At 54.5% G+C, this 16810-nt stretch carries 10 protein-coding genes and 1 pseudogene; 1 reads left to right on the top strand and 10 read right to left on the bottom strand.

All coding sequences use genetic code 11. The features are described 5' to 3' along the window. Positions 1–2 precede the first annotated feature (2 nt). The 10 genes and pseudogenes from bamB to O1V66_RS00675 form a co-directional block, all read right to left on the bottom strand. Positions 3–1184, bottom strand: a complete 1182-nt coding sequence (gene bamB / locus O1V66_RS00720; RefSeq protein WP_045049292.1) for an outer membrane protein assembly factor BamB — start codon at positions 1182–1184, stop codon at positions 3–5. An 11-nt stretch (positions 1185–1195) separates the two neighbouring features. After that, positions 1196–1816 carry a YfgM family protein gene (locus O1V66_RS00715; RefSeq protein WP_045049293.1) on the bottom strand — a complete coding sequence of 207 codons (621 nt, stop codon included), beginning with the start codon at positions 1814–1816 and terminating at the stop codon, positions 1196–1198. Positions 1817–1829: 13 nt separating this feature from the next. After that, positions 1830–3119, bottom strand: coding sequence for a histidine--tRNA ligase (gene hisS, locus O1V66_RS00710; protein ID WP_072045120.1), 1290 nt, complete (start codon positions 3117–3119; stop codon positions 1830–1832). A gap of 148 nt (positions 3120–3267) precedes the next feature. Next, a complete protein-coding gene (gene ispG, locus O1V66_RS00705) occupies positions 3268–4389 on the bottom strand; it encodes a flavodoxin-dependent (E)-4-hydroxy-3-methylbut-2-enyl-diphosphate synthase (RefSeq protein WP_045049294.1) in 1122 nt (373 codons plus the stop codon). 120 nt (positions 4390–4509) lie between these two features. Continuing rightward, entirely contained in the window at positions 4510–5499 is a 990-nt protein-coding gene (rodZ, locus tag O1V66_RS00700; protein WP_045049295.1) for a cytoskeleton protein RodZ, read from the bottom strand. Further along, positions 5489–6241 (bottom strand): type IV pilus biogenesis/stability protein PilW, encoded by a 753-nt coding sequence (gene pilW, locus O1V66_RS00695; protein ID WP_082051062.1) that lies wholly within the window; start codon positions 6239–6241, stop codon positions 5489–5491. The genes rodZ and pilW overlap by 11 nt, the downstream gene beginning before the upstream one ends. A 156-nt stretch (positions 6242–6397) precedes the next feature. Further along, positions 6398–7555, bottom strand: a complete 1158-nt coding sequence (gene rlmN, locus O1V66_RS00690; RefSeq protein WP_269128029.1) for a dual-specificity RNA methyltransferase RlmN — start codon at positions 7553–7555, stop codon at positions 6398–6400. Between the two features lie 316 nt (positions 7556–7871). After that, entirely contained in the window at positions 7872–8297 is a 426-nt protein-coding gene (ndk, locus tag O1V66_RS00685; RefSeq protein ID WP_009638953.1) for a nucleoside-diphosphate kinase, read from the bottom strand. 183 nt (positions 8298–8480) lie between these two features. Further along, positions 8481–10825: pseudogene (gene pbpC, locus O1V66_RS00680) on the bottom strand (peptidoglycan glycosyltransferase PbpC). Between the two features lie 18 nt (positions 10826–10843). After that, positions 10844–15886, bottom strand: a complete 5043-nt coding sequence (locus tag O1V66_RS00675; RefSeq protein ID WP_045049299.1) for an alpha-2-macroglobulin family protein — start codon at positions 15884–15886, stop codon at positions 10844–10846. A 242-nt stretch (positions 15887–16128) separates the two neighbouring features. Between O1V66_RS00675 and O1V66_RS00670 the strand changes: the two genes are divergently transcribed. After that, on the top strand, positions 16129–16782 hold the full coding sequence (locus tag O1V66_RS00670) for a helix-turn-helix transcriptional regulator (protein ID WP_045049300.1): 654 nt from the start codon (positions 16129–16131) through the stop codon (positions 16780–16782). Positions 16783–16810 lie beyond the last annotated feature (28 nt).

Below are 16810 nucleotides of genomic sequence, written 5' to 3'. Positions count from 1 at the left end.
TTTCAGCGTTTGAAGGAGTAAACTTCGCCACCTTTGGCCTGCACCACCAGCTTGTCACTGGCCACAACCGGTGCACTCAGCAGACCTGAAGAGTCTACTTTCTGCTGGGCGACAAAGCGTCCGTCATTGGTGTTCAGCCAGTGCATGTAACCTTCTGCATCGCCGACCACGATAAAGCCGTTGTACAGAACCGGCGCGGTCAGGTTGCGGTGAAGCAACTCGCTCTGGGTCCAGATGGTGACGCCACCTTCGGTATTCAGCGCCATCACGCGGTCGTTTTGGTCGACCAGATAGATGCGGTCGCCTTCAACCAGAATGTTGTTCACTGAACCGACTTCGCGTTTCCACATGATCTGGCCGCTGCGCAAGTCCATCGCCACCAGATTACCGTTGTAGGCAATGGTGTAGATAACGCCATTGGCGATAACCGGCGTGGTATCGACATCGCTCAGACGGTCGATTTCAGTCGCACCGCTTGGCTCGGAAATACGCTGCTGCCAAATCATCTGGCCTTCTTTCATCAGCACTGCGCTGACGCGACCATTGTCGCCACCGACAATGGCGGCACCAAAGGCGGTCGCCGGAGCGGATTCACCGCGCAGGGAAAGCGTAGGCATATCAAGGTTGGCGCTCCATGCGATGGTGCCGTCTTTCTGATTCAGCGCCTGCAGGATGCCGTTACCGGTGTGGATAAGCACCAGACCGTCGCTGACTACAGGACGGGAAATTGCTTCGCCCGCGACCTTGGTCTGCCACGCCTGCGTACCATCGGCGGTATTCAGCGAGTAGACCACGGCTTTTTCGCTGCCGATATACAGGTTTGAACCATCAACCGTTACGCCACCGGAAAGCTGTGCAGAGATGTTGCTCGAGAAGAAGCCCGGATTTTCGGACAGGTCGACTTTCCACTTTTCTTTACCGTTGTCGGCGTCAAGCGCCTTGACGATACCAAAACGATCGGCAGCATAAATGGTGTTGTCTTTCCAGGCCGGATGCAGGTGAGAATAGTAGTCGCCTACGCCGTCACCGACGGACGTGCTCCACACTTCGGTCGGTGTGAACTGATTTTCAACTTTTGGCAGTGGAGACATTTTCACTACGTCTTCTTCGCCGCCGAATAAGGAACAGCCACTCAGCAGGGCAACGGATACGACGCCCACCAAGAGTGTTTTACGCAAATGCATCGGGGTTCCCCTTAGCTGGATAAATTGTTCAATTTCATACGCAGCATGGTTTGCAGCGTTTGAGATGGCTTGGAATCAAGGCCTTTACTGTATGCATCCCTGGCTCCCTTGGTGTCGCCCTTCGCGAGCAGAACGTCACCACGAACCTCTTGTTGCATTGCCATCCAACCGTCACCCTTCACGTTGTCGAGGGTTTTCAGCGCGTCGTCCAGCTTGTTTTCCTGCAACTGAACGCGAGCCAGACGGTAGTTAACCAGTGAAACCAGATTGTCGTCTTTGGAAAGTTGGCTTGCCTGCGTCAGCTGTTTCTCGGCATTGGTAAAATCTTTTGCCTGAACGAAGTGTTCGGCAAGCTCAAGCGCTGCGAATACGCCGTAGCTGTTGCTGTTGTTCTCGGCGAATTTTTGCAGACCGGCCACGCCGTCGGCCTTGTTGTCGGCCAGTGCGCTGCTGGCCTGCTGATAGGAAGCCGAAGCCTCTGTCAGGGCCGTATTTTCGTGCGACTGCCAGTAACGCCATCCACCCAGGGCAGCAATCCCCAGCACGACGCCAACGGCCAGCGCTTTACCATTTTCGGCAAAGAAGCGGCGGACGGCATCAACCTGTTCGTTTTCAGTGGTATAGACTTCCACGTGGTCCTTCTCCTTAACCTAACATCGAGGCCAGACGCACAGCCAGTTCGCTCTGCGCCAGTGTTTCTTGCTCACCACTTTGCAGGTCTTTAACCACTACCTGCTGAGCCGCGACTTCATCCTCACCTAATACCAGAGCGATACGCGCTCCCCATTTGTCGGCGCGCGCAAACTGTTTCTTGAAGTTGCCGCCGCCGTAGTTGGTCATCACTTTCAGCTCCGGCAATGCATCACGCAGTTTCTCGGCCAGCAACATGGCCGCACCCTGTGTACCCGCACCCGAAGAAATCACGTAGGCATCGACCGTTGCCGGCGCCTTGAATTCAGGATTGACCGCCTGAACCAGCAGCACCAGACGCTCCAGACCCATGGCAAAACCGACTGCCGGCGTCGCACGTCCGCCAAGCTGTTCGACCAGGCCGTCGTAACGTCCACCGGCACAGACTGTACCTTGCGCACCAAGACTTGTGGTGACCCACTCGAATACGGTGCGGTTGTAGTAGTCCAGACCGCGTACCAGACGCTGATTAACCGTATATGGGATACCTGCGAGGCTCAAAAGTTCACACAGACCTGCAAAGTGTTCGCGAGATTCCTCATCGAGGTAATCCGCCAACGCCGGCGCATCGTTCAGCAGGGCCTGGACGTCAGGATTCTTGGAATCCAGAACGCGCAGCGGATTGCTGTACATACGGCGTTTGCAGTCTTCGTCGAGCTTGTCTTTATGCTGTTCAAGGAAGGCAACCAGCGCATCGCGATAGTTGGCACGGGCCTCGAGCGAACCTATGGAGTTAAGCTCAAGCGCAACGTGTTCGGCGATACCCAGCTCGCGCCACCAGCGGGCGGTCAGCATGATGAGCTCGGCGTCGACATCGGGTCCGTTCAGACCAAAGACTTCGACACCCAGCTGGTTGAATTGACGATAGCGGCCTTTCTGCGGACGCTCGTAACGGAACATCGGGCCGATGTACCACAAGCGCTGTTCCTGATTGTACAGCAGACCATGTTCGATACCGGCGCGAACGCAGCCAGCGGTGCCTTCGGGACGCAGTGTCAGGCTTTCGCCATTGCGGTCTTCGAAGGTATACATCTCTTTTTCAACCACGTCGGTCACTTCACCGATCGCGCGCTTGAATAACGGGGTCTGCTCTACAATCGGCATACGGATTTCGTTGTAGCCGTAAGTCCCTAAAACCTGTTTGAGCGTTCCTTCAATACGCTGCCATAACGCAGTATCTGCGGGCAGGTAATCGTTCATGCCGCGAATAGCCTGCAATTTTTTTGAAACGTCAGTCTTTGCCACTTCAGTTCTCTATATTTTTATAAAAATGAACCCGATTATAGGTGTTTTGCATCCTGTGGTTCAATGCGGATACTTCAACACATGTTATCGGGTTCAGTTTAATTCGGCCCGGAGGGCAGGCGCGCCGCCAATTCGGCGCGAGCTCAAGTTACTTTTCGAGATGATTGATAACGATACGATTACTTTGATCCATAACGGCCGCTTTGGCGCGGATCTTGGCTTCAAGCTGATCGATCATCAACTCGTTATCGAATCTTTCTCTCTGGCGCACGCCGTCTTCGTAGAAACCGCTCTTGTTATGGCCGCCGGTCACGCCCATCGTCGATACCAGCGCTTCGCCCGGACCGTTGACGACACAGCCGATTATCGAGATATCCATCGGGGTAATAATGTCTTCAAGACGCTGTTCCAGCGCATTGACGGTGCCGATGACGTCGAATTCCTGACGGGAACAGGTTGGGCAGGCGATAAAGTTAATTCCGCGCGAACGAATGCGCAGCGATTTCAGGATATCGAAGCCGACTTTGACTTCTTCGACAGGATCCGCCGCCAGTGAAATACGCAGCGTATCGCCGATGCCTTCGGACAGCAGCAGACCCAGACCGATTGCCGATTTCACCGACCCTGCGCGCAGGCCACCGGCTTCGGTAATGCCAAGGTGCAGCGGCTGAACAATCTGCTTGGCCAGCAGTCGATAGGATTCAACGGCCAGGAAGACGTCGGACGCCTTCACACTTACCTTGAACTGATCGAAATTGAGTCTGTCGAGAATATCGACGTGGCGCATCGCGGATTCAAACAGGGCCGCAGGCGTTGGTTCGCCATACTTTTCCTGCAGGTCTTTTTCCAGCGAGCCGCCGTTGACGCCGATACGAATAGGAATATTTTTGTCGCGCGCGCAGTCAACGACTGAACGAATACGCGATTCATTGCCGATATTGCCCGGATTGATACGCAGGCAGTCAACGCCGTACTCGGCAACCTGCAGCGCGATACGGTAGTCGAAGTGAATATCTGCAACCAGCGGAACGTTGACCTGCTGCTTGATAAGCTTGAAGGCTTCAGCGGCGTCCATGGTGGGAACAGAAACACGAACAATGTCGACCCCAACGCGCTCCAGAGCTTTGATCTGGGCAACGGTTGCGGCGACATCGGTGGTGCGGGTGTTGGTCATTGATTGCACCGCGATTGGTGCACCATCACCGACAGGCACCTTGCCGACGTAAATCCTTGTTGATTTGCGACGGGTAATGGGTGCTTGGTTATGCATGTAGGCTCTTCTCCATTGTTACCAGTGTCTTACCCTACCAAAAGTGGAGGCCGCAGCGGAGTACGCTGCAACCTCTACGAGTGTGGCATATCTTTCAGGGCTTAGCTTAAAGCTGCCAACTTACTGGGCAGCCAGAGTCAGACGAGCAACACGGCTTGATTTTACAAAACGACTTAGATCGACAGGCTTACCCTGATACTGAATGTCGACCGCACCAGGTGCGCCGATTTTCAGTTTGTAAGGTGCCGTACCTTTCAGACTCAATGTTTCTCCGCCCTTTTTCATGCCGCTGAACAGTGTTTTTCCAGTGGCATCATCAATCTGCAACCAGCAGTCTGATTTAAAGGTCATGCTGACCGCGTTGACATCGGCGGTGTTGCTCGCCTGTGCATCGCCGGTCGGCAAGGTTGAAGCAGGGGTCTCAGCCGCAGTCGGCTGGCTTGGTGAAACCGCAGCGGATGGCTGATTCTGCGCAGGAGCCGCATTGGATGCGGTGTCAGGCGCGGTGTTCAGCGGTACCGAGTTTTGTGCCTGAGGTGCAGCAGCGTTGCCGGTGGCATCGGCTGGTGCATCAGGTTGCGCGGCGGTTTGTGAAGAAGCATCACCGGTGCTCAAAGGAATGGATTGTCCTTCGGCATTGTCCTGATTCAGCTGCGCGGTGGATTGATCCGCCATATTGGCAATCTCTTCCTGCTGCGCCTGATGGTTTTGCCACCACCATGCACCGGTCAGGCCGAGCACCACAAAAACGATAAGCCAGGTAAAGCCCATCAGCCAGCCGTCGCGTTTTTTGCGAGACTTGCGTAAGGAGACACCCTGCATTGACGCCACTTTCGGCACGTTGATTGGCGCCTGCTTGCCAATCAATGTAGCCAGTTCCTCTTCAGGAACGTGGACCAGTTTTGCGTATGAACGGATATAACCCCGGAGGAAAGTCGGCGCCAGATCGGCGGGCGTGCTTCCTTCTTCGATTTGACGAATAGTTGAAAGCTTAAGACACAGGCGTTCCGCCACGGTCTGATGGCTAAGTCCCAACTGTTCACGAGCTTGACGCAGGCGCTCGCCCGCGGTCACTTTAGTGCTTTTATCTTGAGAGGCTTCAGTATTCATTAGCTAAGAACTGCTGGTACTGTTGGGATTGTGGAAAATTCCGCGCAAGCTGCTTGCCGTAACGTTGAACGTTGTCCGGTTTGCCTGCCAGTGCCGCGAAACGAATTTGTAACATAAGACTGTCGGCGCTGGCCGGCAGAACATGTTGGTAAACATCCAGTAAAAGCTGCGCCTCGGCACGGTTACCGGCCTTGAACGCCTTGTCGGCTTCATCTATCAGAGGTGCGCCCTTGTCGGGATCGTGTTTCAGAGCACGGCTCAGTAACACTTTCGCTTCATCATTCTGATTAGCCTTCAAAAAACAGTAGCCCCCGTTTTCGAGACTGTCAGCAACCGGACCGGAATCAGGCTGGCTGGCCGCGAGGCTAAACTGCTGTTGTGACGGTACATACTGCCCTAAACTACACAAAAACGCACCGTAATTATTCAGGACAGTTCCATTTTGAGGGGCAAGTTTCAACGCTTGCTGATAGCGGCTTTGGGCGGCGGCATTATTGCCGGTTTTCTGCTCGAACAATGCCATGCCAAGCTGGTTGCGATAATCCAGCGGCGACGAATCGACCGCCTGTTCGAGATTGGCTTTCGCCGCAGACATATTTCCCTGCGACAGATAGTTCATGCCAAGCTGAAGTTGTGTTTGCGGCGCGCCGGAAGAAGCCTCGACCGCCTGCTGTTTTGAGCTGGAACATCCTGCCAGAAAGCAGATTGCCATACTTGCTGCGAAAAACCCTTTCCACTGCATTATCGCCATACTTAAATCCTTTTACCTTTCGACCGATAAGAAGACCAACGCCAGCTCAAAACAATACACGAGTCACACCCGCTGCAACAGGCCGACAGTTGGCGGCCGATAATCGGAATCACAGGTTATCGGGACCGCCAAAATCGCAGGACGTGTTTAAACAGGTTTAACCATGATGGACTCGCCCGCCATCTTTTTCTTCAGCGTACGCTTGGTACGGTCGATAACTTCACCGGCCAGCTGACCGCAGGCGGCATCGATATCGTCTCCACGCGTCTTACGCACGATGACGGTAAAACCGTACTCCATCAATACCTTGGAGAAGCGATCGATACGGCTGTTCGAGCTACGTCCGTAAGGTGCGCCCGGGAAGGGGTTCCAGGGAATCAGGTTAATCTTGCACGGCGTATCTTTCAGTTTCTCGGCCAGTTCATGCGCGTGTTCGGTGCCGTCATTAATGTGATCCAGCATGACGTACTCGACGGTAACACGGCCCTGATTGGCGTTGGATTTACCCAGATAGCGGTTTACCGAGGCCAGGAAGGTATCGATGTTGTATTTGCGGTTAATCGGCACGATTTCGTCACGAATTTCGTCGTTTGGCGCGTGCAGGGAAATCGCCAGCGCAACGTCAATCATGTCGCCGAGCTTGTCCAGCGCAGGCACAACGCCCGAGGTAGACAGCGTGACGCGGCGCTTGGACAAACCAAAGCCGAAGTCGTCGAGCATGATTTCCATGGCAGGAACAACGTTGTTCAGGTTGAGCAGCGGCTCACCCATGCCCATCATCACCACGTTGGTGATAGGACGGGTCCCGGCCACCTTGGCGGCACCGATGATTTTCGCGGCACGCCACACCTGACCGATAATTTCGGACACGCGCAGATTGCGGTTGAAGCCCTGCTGAGCCGTGGAGCAGAAGGTACATTCCAGCGCACAGCCTACCTGCGAAGACACGCACAGGGTCGCGCGGTCGCCATCGGGAATATAGACGGTTTCCACCTGCTGGTTGCCGACCTGGATAGCCCATTTGATGGTGCCATCGGCAGAGCGTTGTTCCACGGCCACTTCCGGCGCGCGAATTTCGGCAACGCTTGCCAGCTTGTTACGCAGCGTTTTATTGATATCGGTCATTTCCTCGAAATCATCGCTGCAGTAATGGTACATCCACTTCATAACCTGATCCGCACGGAAGGGTTTTTCGCCCATTTTGGCAAAAAACTCGCGCATCTGTTTACGGTTCAGATCCAGAAGGTTGATTTTGGCGCTAACCGGCGCAGCAGACTTTTCAGCCTGGTTCGGCTTTGGCGGCATTTTCGGCGCGGATGACGTTCAGAGAGTCAATCTCGGTCGAACTCAGGACCGGGATATCTAATTCGATAGTATTGGACATGTTTACATTGGCCTCGTTGTTACACGTTATGGCTCGAAGGAAGTGCGGGCCTGATGGAGCTACCCACGAAAGCTTGTTGCTCAAACCACTACATTAAAAATTGCGCCCCATCAGCATAGCTTTTGGGGCGCAACATTGTACAAATTTTAAGGCGAGGTGGCTATGAATGAAAGACCGTTAGCACAAATTGATTGTCACTGCGGCGAAATCCATCCTGCCTGTGCGCCTGACTTCTTATTAACGCGCGCAGATTTCGCTTTCGTCGAAGAAGTAAGCGATTTCGCGCTGTGCAGACTCTACTGCGTCAGAACCGTGAACGGCGTTGGCAGTGAAGCTGTCAGCGAAATCGGCACGCAGAGTACCTGCCAGAGCGTTGTCCGGGTTGGTTGCGCCCATGATGTCACGGTTACGCTGAACGGCGTTTTCGCCTTCCAGAACCTGAACAACAACTGGACCAGAAGTCATGAACTCTACCAGACCGTCGAAGAATGGACGACCTTTGTGCTCGGCGTAGAAGCCTTCAGCTTTCTCTTTGCTCAGACGGATCATTTTAGACGCGATGATCTGGAAACCAGCACGCTCGAAACGCGCAGTGATGGCACCGATGTCGTTGTTCGCTACGGAGTTTGGCTTGATGATAGAGAAAGTACGTTCGATAGTCATAAAAAAACCTCTGTCTGACTTAAGTGGGGCCGGTTAATTTCAAATGTTAACGCTGCCGGAAAATGGCGCCGATTATAGGGGGCTAAGTAACGCTTGCCTACAGGAATAACAACATTTGATTAAAAAAATGTGTCACTGATTCACTTTGAAGGCCATAAGCCCCATTTTCAATACAGAATTTGCTTAATCAAGGCTGAAATCCAGTGTGCTGACCTGCGCGCTTTCATCCAGCACGATGAGCTGGTATCGCCCCCGCTCCCTGAGCGTCGTTTTAAAGTTTTTATTCGAACCCTGACTTTCAATTTGCTCACCATTTAGAAACCACCATCGCTGCCCTGCACCGCCCTGCGACTCCACCTGCAAATCGAGGCTGCGCTGGCCGGGCAGCGGCTTGAGGATGGCGTTTTGGCGAATACCCAGTAGCAGTAAAGGTTGCACAGCAGGTTTGTTCAACGGAGGACAGGCGGTATCCCGTTCGGGTAATCGCCCGTTTCTCCGCTCACTCGGCGGCAGCCAGGGTTCGAGCGGCGTTGGCCACAGGGCAAGCTTTCTGGTATGTGCATCGGGACAGGTCGCCGCAACCTGCTTACCTGCCGAATTGACCCATAATGTCAGCTGACTGCCTGCCTGTGATTCCTGCCCCTGCGCCACAAGCGTTGGCGGCAACGTGCCTTCGAGGGTCCAGCTTTGCCGCTGCTGTCGACAGTTGGCATCGCCTGCCGAAAGCGGTTGTCCGCCTGGCCAGCATAACGCCGCCATGCCTACAGAAGCAGGACGAGGGTCGCGCGTTGCCATCACACCATTAAAACGCGCCGAGGTGGCGAGCAGGTTGTTTACCTGATTTAAAATAGGCACGGCGGTCGCATAACCAAATTGTCCGGCGACCGGCGTGGCATCGGGTCTGCCGACCCAGACCCCGATGATGTAGCCGGGGTTCACTCCCATCGCCCACGCGTCGCGATAGCCGTAGCTGGTCCCCGTTTTCCATGCCAGTGGCACAGTGGCAGGACGTGAATCATCAGGCTGCGGCAGTGCCTGTCCGCCGAGAATGCGGCGGATTATCCAGGCCGCGCCCGGCGACATCAATCTTCTCTGCTCCAGCCGCTGCTGCGGCTCGAAACGCAGTTTTGCCACATTGCCACCGCGCGCAAAGGCACTGTATGCCTCGGTGAGCTGGTCGAGGCGAGAGCCGGTTCCCCAAGAATTACCGCCAGGCTCGGGTCGCTATTGGCTGGAAAGCGCAGCGCGATACCGGCATTGCGCAAGTTGGCGGTAAAGCGCTTGGGACCATAGGCATCCAGCAACTGTACCGCCGGTAAGTTCAGCGACCTGACCAGTGCTTCGCTGGCGCTGACCGGCCCATGAAAACCGGTATCGAAATTTCCGGGGCGATAGTCACCAAAGCGTCTTGGCACGTCTTGCAACAAGGATTCGGCCGCGATCAGGCCATCGTCCAGTGCCAACCCGTAAAGCAGTGGTTTGAGTGTCGAGCCGGGCGAGCGCCAGGCACTCACCGTGTCGACCTGACCAAAACGGCTGTCGTCGTTGAAATCTACAGAACCTAGATAGCCTTTTACTTTCATGGTTGCGCTTTCTACCACCAGCACGCCTACGGAAGTTTTTGCCGGAAGCTGGTTTTTCCAGCCTGCAGCCAGCTCTTCCAGTTGACGCTGCAAAGTGGCGTCCAGCGTGGTTGTCACCCGCGTTTTTGCATTGTTGGCCGTTAATCTTCTGGCAAGCAGCGGCGCGAGTTGCGGCACTTGACGTGGTGCCAGCCAAATCTCTTCCTGACGGATCTCATTTACCCGTGCCTGTGGCCAAACCTGATACTCGGCGAGGCGATCCAGCACCTTGTCTCTGGCCGCTTTTGCCCTTGCCGGAAAGCGGTCAGGACGCAAACGACTTGGTGCCTGCGGGAGCACGGCCAACAGCGCAGCTTCACCAGGCGTGAGTTCCGACGGAGGTTTACCCAGGTAAGTCCAGCTCGCCGCGGCGATACCCTGCAAGGTTCCGCCATAAGGCGCGCGATTTAGGTAAATCTCGAGGATCTGCGTTTTCGACAGTGTCCATTCAAGCTGGAAAGTACGGGCAATCTGCCGCAATTTACCGGCAAAATTGCGCGGATGTGGGTCAATCAGTCGTGCCACCTGCATCGACAGGGTACTGCCGCCCGAAACGATGCCGCCCTCGCGTGCGTCCTGCCACGCGGCACGCAGCAGCGATATCGGGTTGACACCCGGATGATCCCAGAACCAGCGGTCCTCATAGGTCAGCAATGCCTGCAGGTAATAAGGGGAAACCTGATCCAGCGTAACAGGATATCGCCATACTCCCTCGGCATCGGCATAGCGCCACAAGGGGGTGCCATCTTCCGCTGTGACCACGCGCGCAACCGGCAAATCCGTGATGGGCAGCGGCCAGAGACGGTTCGCTACCCAAAGAAGCGCGCAACAGACCAGAATCAGGCTGAGCAGCCATTGCCCGCCTCGTTTCCAGCGATTTCCACGTGGATGCTTTGCCGCTTTCATTTTCCTTTTGCCAGCCTGTTAACGCACATTCATCTGCTCGGGTGTTGCCCCCGTTGCGCGCCAGGCCGGGACATACATCGATTCTACCTGTGGAGCCGGTACCGCAAAGGTGCCCGGTGTGACAGCGCGTGCCAGATAAAGTAATGAAACGTGTCGATAACCGTCGACATCCACCGCCGCAACATAACGGTCGTCACGGTACTCCTGGTGTTTTATGTCGGCCTGCTGCATATCGCCCATCAACTCGGTCAGGCGGGTCGCGGCTTCGCCCAGACTCGCGCTGCTGTCGGCCAGATTCTGGTTTTCAAGCTCAAGTCCCGCAGGCAGCAAATCAACCACCAGCGCATCGGGAACATGCTGGTCACTCCAGACATCAAGATGAACGACGACCAAGTCCCCACTTTTCAGAGAGGCCAGCGACAGCGTCTTGCCATCCATACCCATAAATTGACGGGCAATATGCAGCACATTGCCGCTTTCGGCGGGAGCTTGCTGTGGATAACCGGTCACGTCGAAACGGGTATACACGGGGGCATCACCGGTATTTTTCAAGGTTATCGGCTGCTGCAACTCTGCGGCCTCGATATTCCGAGTCACCGCCGAGGTGCCATTGAGTGGCTGTTGTTGCTGATTAAAACTCACCTGCCACGGTTTTTCAGCACTGCCGATTAACCCACGCCCGGCCATAAACAGCGCATTGCTCTCCTGTGTCGACAGCCACCGCTGGCCGTTCAGATTTTCGGAAAGCGACATTAACAAGCGGTCGCGTGCTTCAGGTTGCAGGTTATTTTCAGTCAGCAATGACAACATCAAGGCGTTGTCACGCACCGTGCTGCCATAGTCTTCCAGCCAGTAGTCTTTCTCGGGACGTGTTTTGCTCAAGCCCTCCGATAGCGCCGTTTCCGCTCGCGGCATGTCACCCATGGTTTTCAGGGCAAGGCCAAGTTGAACCAGCGGCAACCCGGACACTGCATTCTGGCGTTTTTCATACAGCTGACGCAACGCCCCCAAAGGCGCCTGTTGTTGCACGGCAAGTACCAGCCCCGCATAGGCCTGAACGGCAAAGCGCGTACTGTCTGGCTGGGTGCTGTAACGCACGTCAATCTGGTTAGGATCCTGCAGGTAACGTTGCAATCGTTTATTGGCTTTATCCAACCCTTCTTCGGAAACACTGTAGCCTTGCTGCGCGGCGCGAACCAGGAAATCGGTGGCGTAGGCCGTCAGCCAATACTCCTCGGGGCTGTCTTTATTCCACAAACCAAAACCACCGCTTTCTTTCTGCATGGCAAAGACGCGCTCGATGCCGATATCGATGCTGTGGCGACGCACCTCATCCGAAGAGGATTTGATGCCCATCGCCAACAGCTGTGCGCGACTGGTGTACAGCGACGGATAAAGTCCGCTGATAGTTTGTTCAAGACAACCATACGGATAGGCCATCAGTTCACTGATATAGCGTGCTAAATCCAGTGGCGGTTTACTGCTGATTTGCAGACGACCCTGCAAAGTTTCGCCTATCAGATGTGCATTGGCATCAGCCGGAAGCTGCCACTGTTGTTCAGGGTGCAGTACCGTCTCAAAGTTTCTGGTCAATGCCGGAAACGCAGGCCTGACACCAATAGTCCAACTGCGTTGATAATCGGGCAGTGTTTCATTTGGCAAGTGAAGGCCGCTGACCGTTAACTTCACCTGACCCGTACCGAATCCCTGCATGGCCTTGATAGGAATCGACAAGGTCTTGCGCTCGCCCTGCGCCAGCTCGACGCGTTGCTCGGCAGCGCCGCCGTCAAGCTGAATTTTATCCGCTGCCGCCAGCCCAATATTCAGCGTTTGCGCTGCACCGGAGAGGTTGGTCACATCAAGAGCGAGCGATGCACGGTCACCGTTTGCCATAAAACGCGGAACGGCAAGATCGGCGATGACAGGCGCAGCCACCACGACGTTGGTTTCAGCCCGGCCAAAATCTTCGTCACTCCAGGCCTGCGCCATAACACGCAGTTCACCGTTGAAATCAGGAATGGGGATTTGAACTTCCCCTTCGCCGTTGTCATTGAGCACAACGCGTTTGGCTTGCCGGGCAACAATGGTGACGTCGGTGACGGGCTTCTGTCCGCCGCGTGAAAGGGGATCTTCATCGCCATCGCCACCAAAACTCAGGCTGGCAAGGCGTCCTTTTCCTTCGATAAGATGCCCGTAGACATCATATTGATCCACACCGTAACGTTTACGCCCCAGAAATGCCTCGTAGGGATCCGGCGTTTTGAATCCGGTAATTGACAGTACACCGGCATCGACCGCCGACAGCAGCAAGTTGATTTGATGAGGGGTTGCCTGCCCTTCAACAGCCGCCTTGATTTTTATCGTGAGGTTCTGATTTGGGCGAATCTTTTGCGGTGCATCAAGTTGCAGGCTTAGCTTGCGCCCTTCGCTGACCAGCGGCAGATGCAGCAGACCTACGGCGCGTTTCGGCGTGGACTGCTGATTTTTGTCGCCGGGACGCAGCACTAACGCACTGAAATAGAGATCATGACGCTGCCATTCCTTGTTGATGGGGACTTCCACATCCACGCCCGCTTCCGGCACATCAATGGCTTGCCACCATAGCGGCCCCTCACTGGATTCCACCAACAGATAACCTTTGCCCGCAGCAGGAGCCTGAATATGGATGTTGGCTTTCTCGCCGGGCTGGTAGGCCGGTTTATCGAGTTTCAATTTTACCTGATCGGGACGAACAGCATCGGTCCCGTCGGTATTATCCTGCCAGCTGTAACCGGCCCAGAAACGCACGCTGCTGACCTGATGGGTTTGCGGATCTTCAACTTCGAGGCGATAGGCCCCCCACTCCACAGGGAAGCTCACTTTGGTTGAGCCTTCTGCGGCAATATCTATCTGCTGGCGTAGGAGGATTAAATCTTTCTTGTCGTAGAGCGACTGCCAACCTTCGTTTTCCGACCATTGCCAATAATAGTCTCTGCGCTCGCGCACCAGCCGAACCTCGAGACCTTTCGCCGCCAGCTTTTGCCCACTTGCATTGACGTTTACGATATCGAATTCAGCCTGACTATTTTCATTGACCACGGCCTGCGAAATCGTTTTATCGGTGCGGTAATCATAAATTTGCTGTGTGCTGAAAAGCGGACGAATGCCCGGCAGGACTTCTGCCGGCCAGACCGCCTGGTCTATGCGTCGCGTCACCGGACGGCCGCCAGATTCAAGCAGACTAGCCTGTAGAATGACCTGCAACGGTGAACGTATATCACGCCAGCTATTTTCAATGCTGACCTCACCTTTGCCCTGCGCATCCAGTGTTTGGTCGACATCGCTCAATGTTCTTGAAAGATTCTCTTCATTGATTGCGCCAAATTGGTAGCCGGGCATGGCGGGCACCGCTTCGCGCAATGGACGTAGATAAACCTGCCCCTGCAGGCGATTTCCGGCGGCAGGCGCGCCGTAAAGATAACGTCCGTTTACGGCGAAGGTGACGGCAGAATCTATAGGCAACGGCTTTTTATTGTTAACTAAATCGAGCGCCATGCGCTCGGGCAGGAAATCTTCGACATGAAATGGATAATAACGCAGCTGGTTATCGCCGAGATTGAAACTGACTTTCCACTCACCGGTCGGACCGCCTTCAGGAATGGCATATTGATATTGATAGAGTCCGTTTTCCGGCTGCCACATGAAGGTGCGGGCAATTTGGCCATCAGGCTTTATGAGCTGGGTTTTTACCGGCTGTGGGGCAACGGGTTTGCCGTCGGCATCACGTAGCAGGGCATTTAAAAGCAGCGTTTCGCCGGGACGATATAAATCCCGTGGCCCAAAAGCAAACAGTGTCTTGCTGTAACCCTGTGGGCCGCCAATATCAAATTCGGCGAGATCCAGCGCCGGTTCACGCAGATTAATCAGACTGGTTTCACCGCCGTGCTGCGCCAACAGCAACACCGCTTTGGGATCTTTGTTAAAGCGGGCATGCCCCTGCGCATCTGATTTGCCTTCGGCAAGCAAACGCCCTTTTTCATCAAGCAGTTGCAGATTGATGTCGGCAAGCGGTGTACCCGCTTCCAGCCCTTGCGTATACACGTCAATCTGTTGATTGAAGCTGTGCAATGAAACGCCAATATCACTTAAGGTGAACAAGGTGGCTGGGTTGGTATAGCTATATCTTCCCGCCTGCTGCATCACCGCCAGATAAACGCCCGGCTGCTTGAGTTTTTCGATACCGCCGAGCGGCAGCAGTAGATGTTCACGGGTATTGATCTGCGGATTGAGTGCAAAGCGGCCGGTATAAACGAGTTCGGCCTGTTTTAGCAGCGTGTCGGACTCCCACGAAGAGAGCGCGCTGCGTGACTGCCAGTTGGCAAGGAATTCGGGTAGCGACTCGCTTTTGATACGGAAAAAATTAACGTCAACATTGTTAATATTTAAGGCAATTACCGGTAGACCTTCGGCAAAACGAGTTGGCAGCAAGGAACCTTTGCTGGCAAAGCCGACACTCGGTTCAATATTGCGCGTAATTATCGTCTTTTGCTGTTCGCTGCCTAGCTGTGCGCCATTCAGCCCTTTTATGCCAGCCTCTACGGTAAGCATTAATTTACGCTCGGGCAATAAATGGCGAAAACGCAGTTCGGTCAGATTGCCAGAAAGCTCCCATGCGCCGTCTGGCGTGCCGGTTTTACTGTCGACAAGATGCAGCAACGCGCCAAAGTTCTGGTCAGGATCCAGCGGCACGGAGAAAGTCAGCACCAGTGCACTGGCACCATCAAGCTGAAGTTCGGAAGCATCCAGCAGCGTCAGCGGCTGGCCTTCACTTTTATGAATCAGTTCGGCACGACGCTGGCTATCCAGATTTTGCGAAGATTGGGTGTGCTGGGCGGCAGCACTCGCCGACGTGTCCAAAGAGGAAGATTCCGTCACTGCCGAGGTCTGAGCGGCCGCCCTGGATTGAAGCTCTTTGGGTTGAGGGTCATCGCAGCCATTTAAAGAAAGCAGCGCCAATAAAAGGGCAATGCCTCGCCAACCTTTTAGCCAACGGCTTCCTTTAGAGCGTAAATCCTCGCGCATCGCCTTTCTCCCTGATCCTGTTTGTCTTACCGCAGTCGTTGTGCCTACGTTACCGCTCGCCCATGAACATGCGCCAACACTTACCTTAATACAACCACATGTATTGAAAAATTGTGTTACCGCAAGACGTAAAAGTACACCACTGAACATTTTTTACCAGAATCTCTGGAATACACCTCGCAAATTAATCAGTGACACAAGAAATATTGACCATTTGTAAAAAGCTGGATAAATTGTAAAGCATGAAAAAACATGATTCCGACTCCGCTCACCGCCAGATACTCTTGAATCAGCTTGAACTGATTGCCCAGGGTATTGGCGAGACTTTTGCTCCTTTTTGCGAGGTCGTCGTGCATGACCTGCTGGACCCCGAACAGGCGATTTTGTCGATACATAACAATCTTTCGAGTCGGGAAGTCGGCGCGCCTGCTACCGAGTTGGGTTTGGCGCGCATCGCGGACCCGGATTTCCCGCAGATAATTGCCAATTATGCCAACCGTTTTGCCGATGGTCGCAGGGCGAAGAGTACGTCTATTGGCATCAAGGATGAAAACGGCCGCTATGTTGCAGCGCTATGTCTGAATGTCGATCTCAATCTTTTCGGACAAATGCAAACCCTGCTGGCGCAGTTTTGTCAGACGGGTAATGTGGATATCCAGGAAACGCTGGACCCGGCAAACGCCGAAGTCATTCGTGCGCACATTGACAAATTTGCCGCCAGCCGACTCCGTGCGCCGCAAGCCCTGAAAGCCGACGAGCGCCGCGTGCTGCTTGATGAGTTGAGACAGGCGGGCTATCTCGACGTTCGTAAGGCCATGCCGATTATTGCCCAACATCTTGGTGTGTCGCGCGCTACCTTGTACAACGATGCCAAAACCGTGCGTCGAGAAGAGTAAATAACCTTTTGAATGCGCCTGTCCGTTC

The sequence above is a fragment of the Rouxiella chamberiensis genome, from assembly GCF_026967475.1.
GTDB lineage: Bacteria > Pseudomonadota > Gammaproteobacteria > Enterobacterales > Enterobacteriaceae > Rouxiella > Rouxiella chamberiensis.
The sequence above is the reverse complement of the archived record's forward strand: the minus strand, read 5'-3'. Positions and strand labels throughout refer to the sequence as shown.